We start from the raw sequence: 18,662 nt of genomic DNA, 5'->3' as shown, positions 1-18,662 counted from the left end.
ACACGACCTGTATTGGATGAAGAAAGGGTGGCCTGGGGCGATGCAGATCGCCGAACGCTGTATCGGCCGCTGGTCGGGAAAGATGAGGGTAGACAATGCAGCGTCGCGATCAGGCCAGCAAACCCAATGATTTGGCCCTGGCCACGGCCTGGGTGCGCCGCTCCACACCCAGCTTGCTGTTGATGTGGCTGGCGTGGGTCTTGACGGTGTGCAGGGAGATGAACAAACGCTCGCTGATCTGCTGGTTGGAACAGCCCTGGGCGATCAACTCGAGCACGGCCAGCTCGCGTCCACTCAAGGCTTCACCCGTGCCGCTGCTGGGCGCGGCCAACTCGGGCAAGCGCGCCAGCAGTTCTACCTGGACCTTGCAGGCAGAACGTACGAGCAAATGCTCGCGCAGCCACAGCGGATGCACCTCGATCAGCCGCTGAAACGGCTGCATCACCCCACCCTGGGCCGCAGCCAGGGCCATCGGCAGCAGTTCGACAGCCTGCGCCTCGCGCCCTTCCTCCAGGCACAAGGCGATCCACTGGCACAGCGCACTCAGGCTGAGCATCATGCCGCCGCTGGCCTGTCCGCGCTCGACCAGACCACGCAAGCGTGCGATTGCGTCATCGCTGCGCCCCTGGATGCGTTCGAGCAAAGCTTGTTGCAAGGCAATATGCAGTGGCAGCAATGGGTGGAATTCCGGCGCCGCCGCAGGTTGAGCACCGCCGTAGGTCTGGCCCAGGCGTAACAACCAGGATTCGGCCAGGTCGGTACGGCCTTGAGCCAGCCACAACTCGCATTTCACCAGGGTGATCATGGCCAGGTAGAAGATCGGCGGCACGTCCCAGATATGCATCAGCCGCTCGGCCTCGGCCAGTTCTGCGAACGCTTCGGCGTAGTGGCCTTCGCGACCGTCGAGCGCGGCGATCACACAATGGCCGATCAACACGCTGATATCGCGACAGGCGCGTGCTTCACCCAGCCCTGCACGCAAGCGCGCACGCCCCAGCGCGGGTTGAAGGCGCGCCACCAGCAGATAGCCTTCGTACAGGGTCAGCCGCGCACGCACCGCGTACAGTCGCTGTGCAGAAAGCCCCTGCAAGCGCTGCAAGCCCTGACGGACTTCGTCCAGAGCACGCAGCGCCTCGCCCCGGGCATGCAGCACCCGTGCACGGTCATAGTGCGCCAAGGCCTCGAACAACGGATTACCGACCCGCTGGGCCAGCTCCAGTGCCTCGCGGTTCCAACCCCGGGCACGCCAGAAGTCGCCGTCGGCGATGGCCAGATTGGACAGCGTAGACAGGCACACCAGGCGCTGGCCATAACGCTTGCTGGGCAAGCTCTGCAGCGCCTCGCCGCAATAGGCCAGGGTGCGTTCACGATCCCCGCGTCCACGGGCAATCACCCCGCTGAGTGCCAGCCACTGCGCCAGCATGGACTTCTGCGCAGTGGCCGAAGGAGCAGGCAGAAAACGGCTGAGGTAGCTTGCCAGTTCTTCAGCGGCATCCAGCTGGCAGGCCAGGCCCAGCGCCCAGCTGTAGAGAACGATCAAGCGTGGCGTGCTGATCAGCAGGCTGTCGGGCAGGTCCATCTTCCAGCGCAGCAGCATGCCGACGTTCTGCTCGGCCAGCAGTTGTTCCTCCGACAGGCTTTGCACCAGGTTGGCGGCTACGTCCAGATGGCCGGCACGCAGGGCTTGCTCCACGGCTTCGTCGAGCAGCCCCTGGGCCTGGAACCAGCGGCAGGCACGCAAGTGCAGGCGCGCCTGTGGTTCGCTGGACTGGCGGCTTCGCAACAGATCGGAAAACAGATGGTGGTAGCGGTACCAGTGGCCGTGCTCGTCCAGCGGCACCAGAAACACCTGATGAGCCTGCAGGTAATGCAGGATGGCGGCACTGTCTTCGCGCTCGCGCAGCGCATCGCACAATGCCGCACAGAATCGCTCCTGACAGGCGGTGTCGAACAGAAACGCCTGCACCTCGATCGGCAGGATATCGATGACTTCTTCGAGCAGGTAATCGCGAATCAACCCCTCGCCGCCATGCAGGGCTTGCGGCAGGGCATGTTCATCGCCGGATTCGCTTGCCGCCAGTTGCCAGAAGCGCAGCCCGGCCACCCAGCCGTCGCTGCGCTGGATCAGATTGTCCAGGGCCTGGCCGCGCAGGCCTGTGGGTTGTCGACCGATGACTGCCAAGGCTTCGTCCGGCGTCAGACGCAGTTCCTGTTCATTCAGTTCGATCAATTGCCGCGACAGGCGCAGCCGTGCCAGGTGCCAGTCGGGCCGTTGGCGGCTGGTGACCAGCAGCACCAGGCCGCCTGGCAAGTGGTTGAGGAAAAACTGCAGGCAGCGGTCAAGTACCGGCCCCTGGGCCAGGTGATAGTCATCCAGTACCAACAGCAAAGGTGTATCGGCCTGCAGATACAGCACCAGTTCGTCGAGCAGGCCGTCGATCCATTCCTCGAAAGCGAAAGGCTGATGGCGCTGACGCATTTTCAGCAGGCCCATGGCCTGGCCGCCCAGCGCTGGGCAGTACTGCTGCAGGCCTTCGAGCAAACGTTCGAGGAAACGGCCGGGGTCGGCGTCGCGCTGACTGAGACCAAGCCAGAGGCTACGCCAATGGCCAGGCAGTGCTTCACAGAATTCGATGGCCAGGGAGCTTTTGCCAAAGCCTGCCGGCGCGTTGACCAGCAGCAGGCGCCCGCCGAGACCGGCTTGCAGGCGCTGGCACAGGCGCGCGCGAGGCACGTGACCGTCCGGCAGCGGTGGCCGGAAGAAACGCCCGTCCAGCAGGCCCAGGGCCTGACTGGCGAATCCATGCGTACGGGACAAATCTGTCATGACCGGCTCGTTCTGATTGGAAGGCTACGGCGGTACGGATGCTTGCGAGACTAGCGGGTAACACGGCGCATTTGAAGATGATGGGCACAAATGACCCGGAAAAGACTACGACAAAAAGCAACAACCCTGATGGACAAGGCTTGGAGCGGGGGTTTGGCGGGGTATTCACCGGCTTTATTGCCTGCACCGGAGCAGAAACGCCCCGGCAAGCCGGGGCGTTCTGGGAGGTCACACGGAGTTACGCACTAGCGGTTCAACGAATACCCGACTGACGCAGCGCTGCCGGCTGGAAGTCGGCCTTGCTGGCCGTGAAGCCGAAGTCGTAGGATTTTTTCTCCTCGTTCTTCATACCCAGGGCCAGGTAGCGGCCCGACTGCAGGTCATAGATGGCTTCCAGGGTGTACCACGGCACCTGCTTGTTGTAGTAATCCTGAGCATGCGCCTCGGAGACGCGCCACAGCTGGTTGCGGCCGTCATACTGGTCGATCACCGCAGCCTGCCAGGTGTCCTCGTCGATGTAGAAGTCGCGCTTGGCGTAGATATGGCGTTGGCCAGGCTTGAGCGTGGCGACCACATGCCAGACCCGACGCAGCTCGTAACGAGCCAGGTCCTGGTTGATATGCCCGGCCTTGATGATGTCACCGTACTTGAGCTTCGGATCGTCGAGCTTGTAGGCGTTGGAGGCAATGTACATCTCTTTCTTGCCTTCGAGCTTCCAGTCATAGCGGTCCGGTGCACCGTTGTACATGTCCAGGTTGTCCGAGGTACGCAGGCCGTCGGCGGCGGTGCCTGGGCCGTCGTACGAGACTTGCGGTGCCTGGCGCACGCGGCGCTGGCCGGCGTTGTAGATCCACGCCTTGCGCGGCTCCTTGACCTGGTCGAGGGTCTCATGCACCAGCAGCACGGTCCCGGCCAGGCGTGCTGGCGCGGTCACTTCCTGCTTGAAGTAGAACAGGATGTTGCCAGGGTTGCTCGGGTCGTAGTCCTTCATCTTGTCGCGGAAGACGAACTGGTCCGAGAAGTACACCAGGCTGTACGAGCCGTTCTGCTGAGGCGTGGCCTGGGTCACCAGGCGGCTGACGCTCCCGCCGCGGTAACGGGTGATGTGGTTCCAGATGACTTCGAGGCCGCTTTTCGGGATCGGGAACGGGATCGCGGTCTGGAAGTTGTTCAGGCCGTTGCCGCCTTCGACCAGCGTGGTCGCAGTAGCGTTTTTCTTGATGGCGGCGAACACATCATCCGGCACGGTGGCGCCACGGTGGGTCTTGTACACCGGGATCTTGAAGGTGTCCGGATAGCGCTTGAGCATGGCCACCTGGCCCGGCGAGAGCTTGTCCTTGTACTGCTCGACGTTCTGCGCGGTGATGGTGAACAGCGGTTTCTCGCTGCCGTAGGGGTCGGAAAGGAAGCCCCTGGCATCGGCGCTGCCGGCTGTGGTCGACAGCGGTTGCCATGGGCCGATTGAGCCATCGGCATTACCGGCCTTTTCCGCGCCCATCGGCGTCAGGGTACTGCCCAGCTTGGCCGCTTCATCGGCGGAAACCGCAGCCATGACGCTGGTCGCCAGCAGGGACAGGCCCAGCACACCGGCTTGCAGCAGACTTCTGGTCTTGTTCATGTCGTGTCGTCCTGGATCTGTGTGCTTAGAAGTTCACGCCGAAGCTGAGGGCGACGAAGTCGCGATCATCCACGGTGCTGTACTTGCCGTCGAAGAAGTTGGTGTACGACAGGCTCGCGGTGTAGGTGTTCTGGTACTCGGCGTCCAACCCGAGGCTGACGGCCTTGCGGCCTTCCTCGAAGTTGCCGCCAGGGCCCGGCGAATAGCCGGACACGTCGTGCGACCAGGCCACGTTGGGCTTGAGGTTGACCCCGGCGAACACGTCGTTGTAGTCCCAGATGACCCGGGCGCGATAGCCCCAGGAAGTACTGGTGGTGTAGCCGTCGTTTTCGCACTTGCGGTTCAGGTTGGTGGTCGAGGCACCAGCACCGGCGCCGGCGATGGTGCTGGCATTGAGCGCCTGGCAGGTGTCGGCGCCACCGGTGGCCGGCAGCGGGCCTGGGCCGAATACCGGGTCGCGGCCGTAGCGGGTTTCGTGCGCGTTCTCCAGGCCACCGACGTGGGTCACGCCCACTTCGCCGACCACGGTCATGCGGCTGGCGCCCATCACCTGGTCGAAGAAGTGCGTCAGGGTGGTTTGGAACTGGGTGATTTCCTTGCGGTTATAACCGTGCAGGTCCTGGCCTGGGGTACCGGTGAGCAGCGAAGCGTTGGCCAGTGCGCCACCAATCGGGCGCACGCCGGCGAACAGGATGTCGGTGGTGTTCAACTGCACCGGGGCATTCGGCCGGTAGCTGATTTCACCGCTCCACGCGGTGCCGGTCGGCAGCGTGGTGGAGAAGCTCAGGCCATACAGGCGGATGTCTTCAGGGTATTCGACGAAGTACTTCGAGTTGCCTGCCACGATCAGTGGTGCCAGGGCACGCAGCTGCGGCGGCAGTTGGCTCAGGCCGGCAAATACCGAGGGTGCGGCACCGGTGGCGCTGAAGATCGGCGCGCGGCTGTGGTAGTTCATGAAGTAGGCGCCGAACTCGGTGTCCAGCGGCTCGAACATGTAGCGCATGGCCACGCCGAACTGGCCGCTGTCACGGGCGTCGCGGTCGGCGCCACGGGCCACCATCACCCCTTCTTCGTTGATGTTCACGCCACGGGTGGCGAGGAATCCTTGAGCCGCAGCCGGCACCGTGCGGCTGCTGTTGAGCACGCGCAGGTTATCGGTGCAGCCATCGGCGATGATGTCGGGCTGCGAGAAGAAGGTGCCGCAGTTGTCGACGACGGTCTGGTCCCACTCGATCTGGTAGAAGGCCTCGGCCGACAGGTTGTCGGTGAGGCTCTGCGAGATGTAGAACATGTTGACCGGGATCAGGCCTTCCTTGATCTCGGCGCCAGGGCGGCGGAAGGCGGCAACGTCGATCGGGTTGATCGAGTTGATGCCGCCGCCGATGAAGGTACTTTCACCCCAGCTGACCACTTGCTTGCCGAAGCGCACCGAGCCCGGCTGATCGGCAATCGAGTAGTTGTGGTACACGAAGGCATCGAGCAGCTGGGCCCCGGAAGACTTGGCGCCTTCCTTGCGATTGGAGTCGCTGATGTCCTTGAACTCGCGGCTCTCGTCCTTCAGCTCGAAGTCGTACCAGTACTTGCCACGCACGAATACGCCGGTGTCGCCGTACTTCAACTCGAGGTCATGGATGCCCTTGAAGATTTTCGAGAAGGTTTCACCCTTCTTGAAGTTGAGGTGACCATCGTCGGAGGTTTGCGACAGGCCCTTGCCGCCGTTGTTGACCCCGATCAGGTTCTTGTTCGGGTTGGCGGTCGACCAGCTGGCCCCGACAGAGAGCGACGAATCGAACTGGCCTTCGATTTCCCCGATATTGAAACTGACCGCGAAAGCAGGACTTGCGAGCGTGGAAGCAAGGCTGACGGCCAAGGGCAACTTGGCCCGACGCCAGAACGGGTGTGCAGATTTCATCGACGCTACTCCATGTACTTTTTTGTTATGGCAGTGAGTCCTTTCAAGAACGGCCCGAAAGACCGGTATGCGGGTTTTCACCCGCGACGACACGTGTTGCGCGTGTCGCCCTCCCCCATTCCTGAAAATCCCCTGGCCCCGACTATAGCCAGCAGACTTAGGTGCTTGATCCCTCTAAAGTGTGATTTGCACACTGGCCGCCAATTCGCCCCGGCGTGGTCCCGGGTAGCGCGCTGGCAAGGCAGAAGCATGGCGCATTTTTACCGTTTGGCAAGGCGCCGACCGCTCTGCTCTGCGGGTCGTGTTCCGAGGGGCACGACCCGCAGCGCGGTTACAGCGTGGAAAGGAACGCACTGTTACTGGCTTGCCATTGAACGATGTCCTGGCGGATACGCTTCTTGTCGAGTTTTCCTACACTGGTCTTGGGAATTTCTGTAACAACGGCGATTTGACTGGGAATTGCCCACTTGTTGATGTGGCCTTCCTCGACGAAAGGCTTCAGGTGCTCCTTGAGCGACTTGGCGTCGACCGCCTGCCCTTCGCGCACCACCAGCAAGGCAAACGGACGTTCGCCCCACTGCGGATCGGCGACGCCCACCACGGCTACTTCCCGCACGGCGGGGTGACGGCTGATCAGGTCCTCGAGGTCGAGAGAAGAAATCCACTCGCCGCCAGTCTTGATCACGTCCTTGATGCGGTCACGGATATCGATGTAGCCCATGCCGTCGAGCGTGGCGACGTCACCGGTGTGCAGCCAGCCGCCTTGCCAAAGCTCCTCGCTTTTTTCCGGTTCCTTGAAGTAGCCCATGGTCAACCAGGGCGCCCGCAGCACCAGTTCGCCCTGGGTTTCGCCATCGGCCGGGAGGAAATTACCCTCGCCATCGACGATCGCCGCCTCCACCAACGGCACCGGTACACCGGCCTTGATGCGGTAGGTGACGCGTTCGTCCTCGCTGCCGGCCTGCAGTTCGTCGTTCAGGTGCGCGGCCGAGATCAGCGGGCAGGTTTCGGACATGCCGTACGCGGCGGTCAGCTGGATGCCACGGGCCAGCGCAGCCTGATAGAGCGAGCGGTTGAGCGCGCTGCCACCGATGATGATCTTCCAGCCGCCGAAGTCCTGCCCTTGGGAGCTTGGGCAGTTGAGCAACATCTGCAGGATGGTCGGTACGCAGTGCGAGAAGGTGACCTTCTCTTCGCGCCACAGCTTGATCAGCATGTCCGGCTCGTAGCGCCCCGGGTACACCTGCTTCATACCGAGCATGGTGGCCGCATACGGGATACCCCAGGCATGCACGTGGAACATCGGGGTGATCGGCATATACACATCATTGCTGCCGAGCAGGCGCACGCTGTCGATACTGCCGGTCACCGAAGCCTCGGCGAGGGTGTGCAGCACCAACTGGCGGTGGGTGAAGTAGACGCCCTTGGGGTTGCCCGTGGTGCCGGTGGTGTAGAAGGTGGTGGCCACCGAGTTCTCGTCGAAGTCGGGGAAATCGTAGTGCGGGCTGGCCGCTGCCAGCAGTTGTTCGTACTCGCCCACCAGATTTGGCAGGTCGGCTGCCTTGTCCGGGCCATCGGTCAGCAGCAAGGTCTTGTCGACCGTGGTCAGTTGCCCGGCGATGCCCTGGTAAAGGCCGACGAAATCGCTGTTGACCAGCACGAAGCGGTCTTCGGCGTGGTTCATGGTGTAGAGGATCTGCTCGGGCGACAAGCGCACGTTGATGGTGTGCACTACAGCGCCGATCATCGGGATGGCGAACATGCATTCCAGGTAACGATGGCTGTCCCAATCCATCACCGCCACCGTGTCACCGGCCTTGACCCCGGCCTCGGTCAGCACGTTGGCCAGGCGCGCGATGCGCTCGTTGAGCTGTGGATACGTCAGCCGCAACTGGTCGCGGTAGACGATCTCGCGGGTCTTTTCGTAGCGGCTGCCGGACATCAGCAGGCGTTTGATCAACAGAGGGAAGCTGTAGGCGCCCTCGGCGGGCTTGATGATGCGGGTCTGCAACATGGGTATCCCTTATCTGGAAAGCGAGCCGAACAAGTCTGGGTTCTACTGTAGTTTGCCAATGTGACGGTCAAATCAGCCGAAGGAATGATTTGGCTGTGCGAGGTATGAGTGGCATTGTTCGAGGGATGGACCATCCCTGCCCTGCCAACGGAGCCTTACTGATGCCCAGCCCGCGTCGCGCCGTGTTTCTCGATCATCAATCCCTGGATCTTGGCGACCTCGACCTATCTCCGCTGCGAAGCCAGTTCGATGAATTCGTACTGTTCGATGCCACCCGCCCTGACCAGGTGGCCGATCGCTTGCGGGATGCCGTGGCGGTGGTCAGTAACAAGGTCATGCTCGATGCCGAGGCCCTGGCGGCCAACCCACAGCTCAAGCTGATCCTGGTTGCCGCGACCGGCACCAACAACGTCGATTTGGCAGCCGCCCGCGCCCAGGGCATCACCGTCTGCAACTGCCAGGGCTACGGCACGCCCTCGGTGGCCCAACACACGATCGCCCTCTTGCTGGCCCTCGCCACGCGCTTGTGCGACTACAACCAAGCGGTAGCCGAAGGCCAGTGGGCCAAGGCCACGCAGTTCTGTCTTTTGGATTTCCCCATCATCGAACTGGAGGGCAAGACCCTCGGCCTGCTCGGTCATGGCGAACTGGGCGGCGCCGTCGCACGACTGGCCGAAGCCTTCGGCATGCGCGTGCTGAGCGGACAGATCCCCGGACGCCCGGCGCGCGACGATCGCCTGCCACTTGAAGAGTTGCTGCCGCAGGTCGACGCCCTGACCTTGCATTGCCCGCTCAACGAGCACACCCGGCACATGATCGGTAGCCGCGAGCTGGCGCTGCTCAAGCCCGGTGCGCTGGTGGTCAACACCGCACGCGGCGGACTGATCGACGAGCAGGCCCTGGCCGACACACTGCGCAACGGCCACCTCGGCGGCGCTGCGACCGATGTGCTCAGCGTCGAACCGCCGGTCCATGGCAACCCGCTTTTGGCTGGGGATATCCCGCGCCTTATCATCACCCCGCACAGTGCCTGGGGCGCCGTGGAGTCGCGCCAGCGTATCGTCGGCCAGCTCAGCGAAAACGCCCAGGCCTTCTTCGCCGGCCAGCCACGCCGCGTGGTCAGCTGAGCGCTAGGGCTGGCTCTGCTACACTGCGCGACTTTTTTCAGGAGGTGTCGTCCATGGACCCGCGCAGTGAAGTATTGCTCCGCCAGGCGGACCTGTTCCAGGGTCCGCTGCTGATCGCCGGCGCCCCCGCCGACGACCTGCTTGGCCAACTGCCCCAGGCCCATGGCTGGACCTGGCATGCGGGCGACCAGGCCATGCTCGACGGCCGCTTTGCCGGGCGTAGCCATTACGGCGTCGAGGTGCCGCCGGTCGCGTTCGAAGCGGCGGTGCTGTTCCTGCCCAAGTCGCGAGAACTGGCGGCCTATCTGCTCAATGCCCTGGCTTCGCGCCTGGCCGGCCGGGAACTGTATCTGGTTGGCGAAAAGCGCGGTGGCATCGAAGGCGCGGCCAAGCAGCTGCAAGCCTTTGGCAAGCCGCGCAAGCTGGACAGCGCACGGCATTGCCAGCTGTGGCAGGTCACCGTCGACAACGCGCCGGCAGCTAAACCGCTGGAAAGCCTGGCCGAACGCTTCGCGCTCGACCTTGAAGACGGCCCGCTGCAGGTCGTCAGCCTGCCCGGGGTGTTCAGCCATGGTCGCCTCGACCGCGGTACGGCGCTGCTGCTCAAGCACCTGGACAATCTGCCGGCCGGCCACGTACTGGACTTCGGCTGCGGGGCCGGGGTACTGGGCGCCACGGTCAAGCGCCGTTATCCACAGAGCCAGGTCACGATGCTGGACGTGGACGCCTTTGCCGTGGCCGCCAGCCGTCTGACCCTGGCAGCGAACAACCTGACAGGAGAGGTCATCAGTGGCGACGGAATCGATGCCGCGCCCGGCGACCTGAGCCTGATCCTGAGCAATCCACCGTTCCATACCGGGGTGCACACCAATTATCAGGCATCGGAAAACTTGTTGAAAAAATCAGGTCAACATCTGCGAAAAGGTGGCGAAATGCGCTTGGTTGCCAACAGCTTCCTGCGTTATCAGCCCTTGATCGAAGGGGCGCTTGGCAACTGCCAGACCTGTGCCGAAGCCGATGGCTTTCGCATCTACCGGGCAACACGCGGATAAAAACAGGGCTTGCCGAAAGCGTTTCGGCTAGGCAGAATCCGCTCCGTCCTAGGGGAGTAGTCTCCCGCAAGCACCCAGCTTGCCCGGCACGCGTCAACACACTTGGCCCTCAGGCCATGGCGCGTGCGACCCAGCTCTGATGAGCAAGATCCGCACAGACGGATCCAGGGTTTGACAAGACCTATGACACGCACACCTTACCCGGGGCGGGAAGGCTGTACGTGTCATAGCCGTGTCGACCCGCCCCCGTAGGAACCCTGATGCTGGAATCTCTGCTGGTCCCCACCGCGATCGTCGCCCTGGCTGAAATCGGCGACAAGACGCAACTGCTCGCACTCATTCTGGCTGCACGCTTTCGCAAGCCCTGGCCGATCATCGCCGGCATCATCGCCGCCACACTGGCCAACCATGCCGCTGCGGGGGCCGTGGGCGCCTGGGTCGGTGGGTTCTTCAGCGAGACGATGCTGCACTGGATCCTCGCCGCGAGCTTCACCGCCACGGCCCTGTGGACCCTGGTGCCGGACAAGATGGATGACGATGAAAACCCCGCGCGCCGCTTCGGCCCGTTCCTGACCACGCTGATCGCGTTCTTCCTGGCCGAGATCGGTGACAAGACCCAGGTGGCCACGGTGATGCTGGCTGCCCAGTATCCGCACCTGATCATGGTCATCATCGGCACCACCTTGGGCATGCTGATCGCCAACGTGCCGGTGGTACTGGCGGGTAACTTCGCCGCAGACAAACTGCCGTTGACACTGATTCGCCGACTGGCGGCGGCTGCGTTCATCGTGCTGGCGCTCGTTGCCGTCTACTCGGCGATGAAAACCAGTGGGTGGGTGGGGTAAATGTGACGGGGCCGCTGCGCGGCCCCTGATTTCGATTACTTCCTGGCTGCCTCGTATAGCGGCATCACCTTCGGAATCGCCGCCTGCAACGAGGCGATCCGGCTTTCAGACGCCGGGTGAGTACTCATGAACTCGGGCGGCGCCCCCTCGGAAGCCTTGCTCATCTTGTTCCACAAGGTGATCGCGGCATTCGGGTCATAGCCGGCACGCGCCGACAATTCCAGGCCGATCAGGTCGGCTTCGTTCTCGTTGGCGCGGCTGTTGGGCAGGGTCATGGCGTAGTTCACCACCTGGTCGGCCAACGCAATGCTGCTCTGGCCAAGGCCAAACAATGCACCCGCGCCCTGGCGCGCCATTTCCACGCCATAGGCCTTGGACATGGCTTCACGGCTGTGTTCACGCAGGGCGTGGGCGATTTCGTGGCCGACCACTGCGGCAATTTCGGCGTCAGTGAGCTTGAGCTGATCGATCAGCCCGGTGTAGACGATGATCTTGCCGCCAGGGCCGCAGTTGGCGTTGAGCTCGTCGCTCTTGATCACGTTGACCTCCCACTGCCATTGCGCGGCATCCGGGCGGAACTTTGGCGCCTGGGCGATCAGGCGGTCGGCAATGACCTGCACGCGCTTGGCATCGGCGCTGGACTTGTCCAGCACGCCTTTGTTCGACGCCTCGCCCAGGGTCTGCTGGTACGACTGGGCGTACATCTGGTTGACCTCATCGGTCGAGAGCATGCTGAACATGTACTGCTTGCGCTCGACGCCGACAGCACCGCCACTGGTGGTGTTCACCGCCTGGCAGCCTGCCAGCAGGATGCCAGCGCTCAATAGGCTGACGACAAAAGACTTACGCATGAAAACACTCCCTTTTTACATGCGCCGTATCCTAGGCCGAGTCGCCTGCAACGTGCCATAGCCGCAGGGAAGATTTTCTTTCACCTGTGCCTGCCTCTTCGCGGGACAAGCCCGCTCCCACAGGTACCTCACTGCCTACGGATTCAGTGGAGTACCTGTGGGAGCGGGCTTGTCCCGCGAAGAGGCAGGCACAGCCATCCCATCAGGCCGGAGTAAGACACTCCGGCGCATCCAGCTTGGGATCATTGACAAAATTCGCCAGCGCCCGCTCGCGCAGCGTGGCTGGGGGGCTGGCCAACAGTTCGTGCAAACGCGGCAGCGGCGTTTCAGGATCCAGCCATGCAGCCTGCCCCGCCTCATCAAGAATCAACGGCCGGCGCTGGTTCATTGCGGCCTGGGTCACCACCGCGCAGCTCAACCACACCTGGTCTTGCACCGGATAGGCCTCCCATATGGCCGCAAAATACAGCGACGACCCCTCCCCTGGCGTTAGCCAGTAGGGCCGCTTGCGCACCGTGCCACGCCATTCATAAAAGCCGTTGGCCGGCAGCAGGCAGCGGCGCAGGCGCAATGCCTCGCGAAACATCGGCTGCTCGGCCAGGGTTTCGGCACGGGCATGGGCAGGGGTGCGGGAAAGGTCGGTGAGCCAGGCCGGGGTCAGCCCCCAACGGGCGGTGGCCAGCTGCATCTGGCCATCGAGCTGGCGCTGGATCAGCACCGAGGCGCCGGGCGAGATATTCCATTGCGCCGGCTGACTGACCGGAAAGCCAGGCAAACTTGCCAGCTCCTGGGGCCAGCGAAACAGGGCGAAGCGTCCACACATGGGCGAATTCAGAACCTAGCAGATCAAGGTACCGGGATAACTCTCCGGTTCGTCGCCGGCAAGCGGCTGGGCACCATTGTACGCATCGATCAGCTGCCGTGCGTAACCGGCCTGCTCATCGGGCACGGCTAGGCCGAGCAGACCTTGCACTGGCAACTCGCCAACGCCGCCCATCAGGTCGCGACCAACCAGGTGCACCTCGATGCCCTCGCTGGCCAGCATGCCGATCAGCATTTGCGCTTCTAGCAGGTTTTCCGGGTCGTAGATTCGTCGCATCAGTCGTTCTCGCCGTACACATCGAGCATCCACTCCTCGCCATGCACCTGCAGCACGAAGCGGATAGGCTTACAGCACACCTGGCAGTCTTCGATGTATTCTTGATCGCCGCCAGACAGGTCCACCGTGGTCTCGACCTCCTCGCCACAATAGGGGCAATCGTAGTTCGCAGTTTCCAGCATCGCGGCCTCCGGGGTGACTTGTGCGTATAATTGCCGGTCTGATTACAGGGTCTGCGTGTGTCCGAGCCGTTTTTCGAACCCCGTCCCTACCTATTACCCTAGCCGTTTCCAACAAGAGAGCATGATGGGCGAATTCGATGCCATCCGACCGTACGACGACGCTGAGGTCCCTGCCGTTCTGGCACGCCTGCTCAGCGACCCGGCATTCCTCGATATCCTCACCCACTTCCGCTTCCCGCGCGCTGCCGGTGCATTCGGCTGGCTGCTCAAGCCGCTGATCGCCCGCCGCCTGCGCAAGGAATTCGCCGGGGTCACCTGCGTTTCCACCCTGCAGGACAAGGTCGAGTACTACGTCGATCAGACCATCGAGCGGGCCACCGACGGCGTTACCTATACCGGCGTCGAGCAGCTCAAGTCCGGTACCGCCTACCTGTTCCTGGCCAATCACCGCGACATCGTCATGGACCCGGCCTTCGTCAACTACGCGGTGTACCACGCCGGCCTGCCGACGCCGCGCATCGCCATCGGCGACAACCTGCTGCAGAAGCCGTTCGTCAGCGACATGATGCGCCTGAACAAGAGCTTCATCGTGCACCGCTCGCTGAGCGGCCGTCGTGAAAAGCTCGCCGCCTACCAGTTGCTGTCGGCCTACATCAACCACTCCATCCGCAACGACAGCGCCTCGATCTGGATTGCCCAGGCCGAAGGGCGCGCCAAGGATGGGGATGATCGCACCGACTCGGCGATCCTCAAGATGTTCCACATGAGCCGTAAGGACGAACCGTTCGGCGCGGTAATCCAGGGCCTGAACCTGACGCCGGTATCGATCAGCTACGAATACGATCCCTGCGACCAAGCCAAGGCGCGCGAGCTGTACATACGCGCCACCACCGGCACCTACAAGAAGGCGCCGGGCGAGGACGACAACAGCATCGCCAAGGGCATCACCGGCTACAAGGGCCGCGTGCACATCAACTTCGCGCCGCCGGTGACCGAGTTCTTCGATGACACCAAGCAGCTGGCGCAGGAAATCGACCGCCAGATCCTCGGTGGCTACCGGTTGTTCCCGGTGCACTACCTGGCCTATGCGATGTGGGGCGAAAAGGACGAGACCCTGCAAGTGCCGAGCGCCGAGAAGGTGTTCCCGGCCGATGAGCTGGCCAAGGCCAAGGAAGAATGGCAGCGCCGCCTGGACGCCTGCCCTGAAGAACAGCGTCCGTACCTGGTGTTGCAGTACGCAACGCCGGTACGCAACCAGTATCAAGTCAAGCAGCAGACGCCGGTTGCCTGATCATGCTGGGGCCGCCTTGCGGCCCCTCACCGTTCAAATCCAGGTACTGAACCAGGACAACAGCAACGCCATGGCCAGGCAGGAAAAGCCGAGGATGTAGTAGTAGCGCGGTACCCGCTGGTCGAACGCATCCACTACGCCTTCCTCCATTGCCAGGCTTTCACGGCTGATGGCCTCGCGCCGTCGCGCATTGTGCACCAGCAGCCCGCCCGGGCAAGTCATCAGCAATGCCAGCAGATTGATCAACTTGGTCGGGTGGGCGGCCAAAAAACCCCAGAGCACTTGCAAGGACATCAACGCAACCTCGGTTAGAACGACAGCGATGGCCGGCATTCTACCGAAGACCGCCCCTGGCGCTCGGACTTGGCGACAAAGTGTCACTAAATTTCATCTGTCATAAGCGCGTCATCAGAACAGGCCACCCTGTCGGCCTTTCTCAGAACGGAGCTTGTTCATGTTGCACGCCGAAAACCAGGACCGCCTCTATCTCATTGTCCAGAACGATGAGCAGCAGGCGTTGATCGATGGTTTCGCCATCAACGTTCAGGACCGCCAGTGGCTGGTCTATTGTGCGCTGGGCGGGCACATGCATGAGCATTTGCCGGAGGTGGATCTGCTGACGGGCGTCAGCTTGCTGGATTTTCACATCGAAGCGGCCTGAAACCGAGCCAAAAAAAACCCGCTGCCTGTTATCTGGGCAGCGGGTTTCCTTTTGGCCAGGCGAAAAATTTATTCGCCCAGTACCTGCCCGATGGTCGGATCCTTGAACAAGCGGGTCAGGGCATCGCTCAACACATCGCTCACCAGCTTGGTGTTGGTTTCCTGGTTCGGTGCCATGCCGAATCGCTGGTCCAGCGAAGCACCGTAGCGGCCGCTGTAACGGCGGTTGGCGTTCGACACATCAGCACGGAACGTGGCGCCGATGGTGGCTTCAGTTACATACATGTTGTCCTTGGGCGATTGGTATTTCAGCTCGGCCAAGGTCACGGTCAACTGCGGAGCGTTGTAGGCATTAGGAGTCGGGGTGAAGCCCAGCAGTCGCACGGCGGCTTCCGCCTGGGCCTGCACCTTGGGCACGACATCGTTGCCACTGACGCTGATGGTACTGGTCTCGGGGTACATGCCACCACGAGTGCCCAGCGACTGCGAAGCCCGGCCGTCGACGACCTTGACCACCACCGGCTGGCCATGGCCGACCGGGGCGAGTTGGGCGTTGAGCTTGGGTTGCGGGCTGAGTTGTTGCGGGCTGTGGGCACAACCGACCAGGCTGAGGCTGGCCACGGCAAGCAAACCGAACAACAAACGTTGCAACATGCGCGTTTCTCCAGAAAAGGCGGCAAAGGCCAGCAGTATACCTAGCCAGGCATGCACCAGTCATCGGCCTCACCCTGCTGTCACAATCGTTTCATGGCCGCACCGTTATCCTTGCGCCAAGCCCTAACGCACAGGACTCACCGCCATGGCCTCGCTCTGGACCCTGCTTTTCCAACGCCCGCGCCACAATGCCTATGCCCGCCTCGACAGCGACGGCAACTGCCTGGCCTTCAAGCAATGCAGCCAGCCCCCCGCCGGCAGCGGCTGGGTGCAGGTCGAAGAAATTCAGCTCGGCTGGCTGGGCCGCCCGCTCCCCACCAGCGCCCGGGTTTGCACCCATGCAAACCGCCATTGGCAGCGACGCACCCTGCCAGCCTGACAAACGCTGCAATAAAAAGCACGAATAACGACCTTTCTGTCCGCGACATCGCTATAATCTCCCCCCGATTATAAGGACGTCTCCTGATCGGGCCCCGCATTTGCCGTTTGACCCCGGCACCTTCACCGCTTCGCCCACAGAGAGCCTTCCACTCAGGTCTTGCATCGGCTGTCGTGCCTGCTTTTCCGGCCCTTCGCACTGCATGAACCTGCGGGTTGCCATCGCGCAGTCCCCTTTTGAGGTTCACGTCTCCAAAAGAGCGTGAAAAAACGGTTTTCACTACTTCACAAGAGTGTGGCGAGCAAATGAACAGTCTGGCATGTGCAAAAGCGGCAGATGTGTCCCGAACAGCCCTGAACAGGCGGCTAAAGCGCTCAGTTTCCATGAGCATCTGAGGTCGTTCCATAGCGCACGCACGACACCTTGACCATAAGTCGAATTGCCGCACCCATGGCAATCAGGGTTCAATATCGCAACCCGAAGACTGATTGGCGGTGTCCGCGGAAGTGGCAAGAACTGCGAAGAGTCGGACATGGCGATCCTGGCACCCCAGGGTCCTATGCTGTCAATTAGGTAGCTGTAGATTGTGGAGACGCGTTAAATGGCGCAGAACGAATCGGTTGATGTAGTACTGGTAGGCGCGGGCATCATGAGTGCCACCCTGGCCGTACTGCTCAAGGAGCTCGACCCGACCCTCAAACTGGAGGTCGTCGAGGCGATGGACTCCGGGGCCGCGGAAAGCTCCAACCCCTGGAACAACGCAGGTACCGGCCACGCTGGCCTGTGCGAGCTCAACTACACGCCCCAGGCCGCCGATGGCAGCATCGACATCAAGAAGGCCGTGCACATCAACACCCAGTTCGAGGTTTCGCGCCAGTTCTGGGCTTATCTGAGCAAGAAAGGCAATTTCGGCTCGGCCCGTGCTTTCATCAACCCTGTCCCGCACCTGAGCTACGTCGAAGGTGAAAAGGGTGTGTCCTTCCTCAAGAAGCGTTTCGAGCTGCTCAAGCAGCACCACGCCTTCGCCGAGATGGAATACACCGAAGACAAAGCCGTGATGAACGACTGGATGCCGCTGATGATGCCCGGCCGCCCAGCCGATCAGCAGATCGCCGCCACGCGTGTGAGCAAAGGCACCGACGTCAACTTCGGTGCCTTGACCAACAAGCTGCTCAAGCTGTTGGGCGATTCGCCGGACGCGCAGGTCAAGTACAGCAAGAAGGTCGTCGGCCTGCGCCGTAACGGCACTGGCTGGACCGTCAGCATCAAGGACGTCAACAGCGGCGGCAGCCGTGAAGTCGACGCCCGCTTCGTCTTCCTCGGCGCCGGCGGCGCGGCCCTGCCGCTGCTGCAGGTGTCGGGCATCCCGGAGAGCAAAGGCTTCGGCGGGTTCCCGGTGAGCGGCCAGTGGCTGCGTTGCGACAACCCGGAAATCGTCAAGCAGCATCAGGCCAAGGTGTACAGCCAGGCCGCCGTCGGCGCGCCGCCGATGTCGGTACCGCACCTCGATACGCGCGTGGTGGACGGCAAGACCTCGCTGCTGTTCGGCCCGTACGCCGGCTTCACCACCAAGTTCCTCAAGCATGGCTCGTTGATGGACCTGCCGCTGTCGGTGCGCATGGGCAACATCGGCCCGATGCTGGCCGTGGCCCGCGACAACATGGACCTGACCAAGTACCTGGTCAGCGAAGTGATGCAGTCGATGGAACAGCGCCTCGAAGCACTGCGCCGCTTCTACCCAGAGGCCAAAGCCGAAGATTGGCGCCTGGAAGTGGCAGGCCAGCGCGTGCAGATCATCAAGAAAGACCCGAAAAAAGGCGGCATCCTGCAGTTTGGCACCGAGCTGGTGTCTGCTCAGGACGGCAGCCTGGCTGCGCTTCTGGGCGCCTCTCCAGGCGCTTCGGTGACCGTGTCGATCATGCTCGAGCTGATCGAGCGCTGCTTCCCTGAACAAGCCAAGGGTGCCTGGGCCGCCAAGCTCAAGGAAATCTTCCCGGCCCGCGAGAAGACCCTGGCCACTGATGCGGCCCTGTACCACAAGATCAGTGCCGACAACGATGTGGCGCTGGAACTGGTGGAAGACAGCCCGGCCAAGCATTACGCCTGATCTGGCTGAAACGAAAAAACGCCCCTCGGGGCGTTTTTTTGTGC

General features: G+C 62.5%; 17 protein-coding genes and 1 riboswitch. Of the genes, 7 read left to right on the top strand and 10 right to left on the bottom strand.

The genetic code is table 11. From position 1 onward, the window contains the following. Window positions 1-109 precede the first annotated feature (109 nt). From ACZ6YA_RS05400 to ACZ6YA_RS05385, 4 genes are all read right to left on the bottom strand, one after another. Entirely contained in the window at window positions 110-2,827 is a 2,718-nt protein-coding gene (locus ACZ6YA_RS05400; protein WP_465896003.1) for a winged helix-turn-helix domain-containing protein, read from the bottom strand. 253 nt (window positions 2,828-3,080) lie between these two features. Continuing rightward, a complete protein-coding gene (locus ACZ6YA_RS05395) occupies window positions 3,081-4,445 on the bottom strand; it encodes a DUF1329 domain-containing protein (RefSeq protein ID WP_465896000.1) in 1,365 nt (454 codons plus the stop codon). Between the two features lie 25 nt (window positions 4,446-4,470). Next, window positions 4,471-6,357 (bottom strand): DUF1302 domain-containing protein, encoded by a 1,887-nt coding sequence (locus ACZ6YA_RS05390; protein ID WP_465895997.1) that lies wholly within the window; start codon window positions 6,355-6,357, stop codon window positions 4,471-4,473. 331 nt (window positions 6,358-6,688) lie between these two features. Further along, the gene (locus tag ACZ6YA_RS05385; protein ID WP_465895995.1) at window positions 6,689-8,371 is read right to left on the bottom strand and encodes a fatty acid--CoA ligase; all 1,683 of its coding nucleotides are present in this window, start codon (window positions 8,369-8,371) and stop codon (window positions 6,689-6,691) included. A 161-nt stretch (window positions 8,372-8,532) separates the two neighbouring features. On the opposite strand from ACZ6YA_RS05385, the gene ACZ6YA_RS05380 reads away from it, so the two are divergent. The 3 genes from ACZ6YA_RS05380 to ACZ6YA_RS05370 all read left to right on the top strand — a co-directional run bounded on the left by ACZ6YA_RS05380 (window position 8,533) and on the right by ACZ6YA_RS05370 (window position 11,395). Continuing rightward, complete coding sequence (locus ACZ6YA_RS05380; RefSeq protein ID WP_465895993.1) at window positions 8,533-9,498, top strand: 2-hydroxyacid dehydrogenase; 966 nt, start codon at window positions 8,533-8,535, stop codon at window positions 9,496-9,498. A gap of 53 nt (window positions 9,499-9,551) precedes the next feature. After that, complete coding sequence (locus tag ACZ6YA_RS05375) at window positions 9,552-10,550, top strand: methyltransferase (protein ID WP_465895989.1); 999 nt, start codon at window positions 9,552-9,554, stop codon at window positions 10,548-10,550. Window positions 10,551-10,588: 38 nt separating this feature from the next. After that, a riboswitch (yybP-ykoY riboswitch) is annotated at window positions 10,589-10,723 on the top strand. Between the two features lie 90 nt (window positions 10,724-10,813). Beyond that, window positions 10,814-11,395, top strand: coding sequence for a TMEM165/GDT1 family protein (locus ACZ6YA_RS05370; RefSeq protein ID WP_465896446.1), 582 nt, complete (start codon window positions 10,814-10,816; stop codon window positions 11,393-11,395). Window positions 11,396-11,430: 35 nt separating this feature from the next. On the opposite strand, the gene ACZ6YA_RS05365 is transcribed toward ACZ6YA_RS05370, so the two are convergent. The 4 genes from ACZ6YA_RS05365 to ACZ6YA_RS05350 all read right to left on the bottom strand — a co-directional run bounded on the left by ACZ6YA_RS05365 (window position 11,431) and on the right by ACZ6YA_RS05350 (window position 13,527). After that, window positions 11,431-12,246, bottom strand: coding sequence for a M48 family metallopeptidase (locus tag ACZ6YA_RS05365; RefSeq protein WP_465895986.1), 816 nt, complete (start codon window positions 12,244-12,246; stop codon window positions 11,431-11,433). Between the two features lie 202 nt (window positions 12,247-12,448). Then, complete coding sequence (locus ACZ6YA_RS05360) at window positions 12,449-13,069, bottom strand: SOS response-associated peptidase (protein ID WP_465895983.1); 621 nt, start codon at window positions 13,067-13,069, stop codon at window positions 12,449-12,451. Between the two features lie 15 nt (window positions 13,070-13,084). Then, the gene (locus ACZ6YA_RS05355) at window positions 13,085-13,345 is read right to left on the bottom strand and encodes a putative signal transducing protein (protein ID WP_465895981.1); all 261 of its coding nucleotides are present in this window, start codon (window positions 13,343-13,345) and stop codon (window positions 13,085-13,087) included. Continuing rightward, window positions 13,345-13,527 (bottom strand): CPXCG motif-containing cysteine-rich protein, encoded by a 183-nt coding sequence (locus ACZ6YA_RS05350; RefSeq protein ID WP_465895979.1) that lies wholly within the window; start codon window positions 13,525-13,527, stop codon window positions 13,345-13,347. Before ACZ6YA_RS05350 ends, ACZ6YA_RS05355 begins: the two co-directional genes overlap by 1 nt. A 121-nt stretch (window positions 13,528-13,648) precedes the next feature. Here ACZ6YA_RS05350 and ACZ6YA_RS05345 point away from each other — a divergent pair, with 121 nt between their 5' ends. Beyond that, window positions 13,649-14,818 (top strand): 1-acyl-sn-glycerol-3-phosphate acyltransferase, encoded by a 1,170-nt coding sequence (locus ACZ6YA_RS05345; protein WP_465895975.1) that lies wholly within the window; start codon window positions 13,649-13,651, stop codon window positions 14,816-14,818. Between the two features lie 33 nt (window positions 14,819-14,851). Here ACZ6YA_RS05345 and ACZ6YA_RS05340 read toward each other — a convergent pair whose 3' ends face one another. Further along, window positions 14,852-15,112 carry a hypothetical protein gene (locus tag ACZ6YA_RS05340; RefSeq protein ID WP_465895972.1) on the bottom strand — a complete coding sequence of 87 codons (261 nt, stop codon included), beginning with the start codon at window positions 15,110-15,112 and terminating at the stop codon, window positions 14,852-14,854. A 160-nt stretch (window positions 15,113-15,272) separates the two neighbouring features. Between ACZ6YA_RS05340 and ACZ6YA_RS05335 the strand changes: the two genes are divergently transcribed. Next, on the top strand, window positions 15,273-15,479 hold the full coding sequence (locus ACZ6YA_RS05335) for a hypothetical protein (protein ID WP_465895969.1): 207 nt from the start codon (window positions 15,273-15,275) through the stop codon (window positions 15,477-15,479). Window positions 15,480-15,547: 68 nt separating this feature from the next. Here the strand turns inward: ACZ6YA_RS05335 and ACZ6YA_RS05330 are convergent, their stop codons facing one another. Further along, window positions 15,548-16,132 carry a YajG family lipoprotein gene (locus tag ACZ6YA_RS05330; protein ID WP_465895964.1) on the bottom strand — a complete coding sequence of 195 codons (585 nt, stop codon included), beginning with the start codon at window positions 16,130-16,132 and terminating at the stop codon, window positions 15,548-15,550. A 145-nt stretch (window positions 16,133-16,277) separates the two neighbouring features. Between ACZ6YA_RS05330 and ACZ6YA_RS05325 the strand changes: the two genes are divergently transcribed. Next, entirely contained in the window at window positions 16,278-16,511 is a 234-nt protein-coding gene (locus ACZ6YA_RS05325; protein WP_465895962.1) for a hypothetical protein, read from the top strand. Window positions 16,512-17,112: 601 nt separating this feature from the next. Next, window positions 17,113-18,618, top strand: a complete 1,506-nt coding sequence (mqo, locus tag ACZ6YA_RS05320) for a malate dehydrogenase (quinone) (RefSeq protein ID WP_465895959.1) — start codon at window positions 17,113-17,115, stop codon at window positions 18,616-18,618. The last annotated feature ends 44 nt before the right edge of the window (window positions 18,619-18,662 follow it).

The organism is Pseudomonas sp. NPDC090752 (genome assembly GCF_055584805.1).
The sequence above is the reverse complement of the archived record's forward strand: the minus strand, read 5'-3'. Positions and strand labels throughout refer to the sequence as shown.

Coding starts and splice junctions, on each gene's coding strand:
- ACZ6YA_RS05365 (WP_465895986.1), bottom strand. CDS start 12,246: ATGCGTAAGTCTTTTGTCGTCAGCCTATTGAGCGCTGGCATCCTGCTG.
- ACZ6YA_RS05400 (WP_465896003.1), bottom strand. CDS start 2,827: ATGACAGATTTGTCCCGTACGCATGGATTCGCCAGTCAGGCCCTGGGC.
- ACZ6YA_RS05375 (WP_465895989.1), top strand. CDS start 9,552: ATGGACCCGCGCAGTGAAGTATTGCTCCGCCAGGCGGACCTGTTCCAG.
- ACZ6YA_RS05325 (WP_465895962.1), top strand. CDS start 16,278: ATGGCCTCGCTCTGGACCCTGCTTTTCCAACGCCCGCGCCACAATGCC.
- ACZ6YA_RS05345 (WP_465895975.1), top strand. CDS start 13,649: ATGATGGGCGAATTCGATGCCATCCGACCGTACGACGACGCTGAGGTC.
- ACZ6YA_RS05395 (WP_465896000.1), bottom strand. CDS start 4,445: ATGAACAAGACCAGAAGTCTGCTGCAAGCCGGTGTGCTGGGCCTGTCC.
- ACZ6YA_RS05350 (WP_465895979.1), bottom strand. CDS start 13,527: ATGCTGGAAACTGCGAACTACGATTGCCCCTATTGTGGCGAGGAGGTC.
- ACZ6YA_RS05355 (WP_465895981.1), bottom strand. CDS start 13,345: ATGCGACGAATCTACGACCCGGAAAACCTGCTAGAAGCGCAAATGCTG.
- ACZ6YA_RS05330 (WP_465895964.1), bottom strand. CDS start 16,132: ATGTTGCAACGTTTGTTGTTCGGTTTGCTTGCCGTGGCCAGCCTCAGC.
- mqo (WP_465895959.1), top strand. CDS start 17,113: ATGGCGCAGAACGAATCGGTTGATGTAGTACTGGTAGGCGCGGGCATC.
- ACZ6YA_RS05360 (WP_465895983.1), bottom strand. CDS start 13,069: ATGTGTGGACGCTTCGCCCTGTTTCGCTGGCCCCAGGAGCTGGCAAGT.
- ACZ6YA_RS05380 (WP_465895993.1), top strand. CDS start 8,533: ATGCCCAGCCCGCGTCGCGCCGTGTTTCTCGATCATCAATCCCTGGAT.
- ACZ6YA_RS05390 (WP_465895997.1), bottom strand. CDS start 6,357: ATGAAATCTGCACACCCGTTCTGGCGTCGGGCCAAGTTGCCCTTGGCC.
- ACZ6YA_RS05340 (WP_465895972.1), bottom strand. CDS start 15,112: ATGTCCTTGCAAGTGCTCTGGGGTTTTTTGGCCGCCCACCCGACCAAG.
- ACZ6YA_RS05385 (WP_465895995.1), bottom strand. CDS start 8,371: ATGTTGCAGACCCGCATCATCAAGCCCGCCGAGGGCGCCTACAGCTTC.
- ACZ6YA_RS05335 (WP_465895969.1), top strand. CDS start 15,273: ATGTTGCACGCCGAAAACCAGGACCGCCTCTATCTCATTGTCCAGAAC.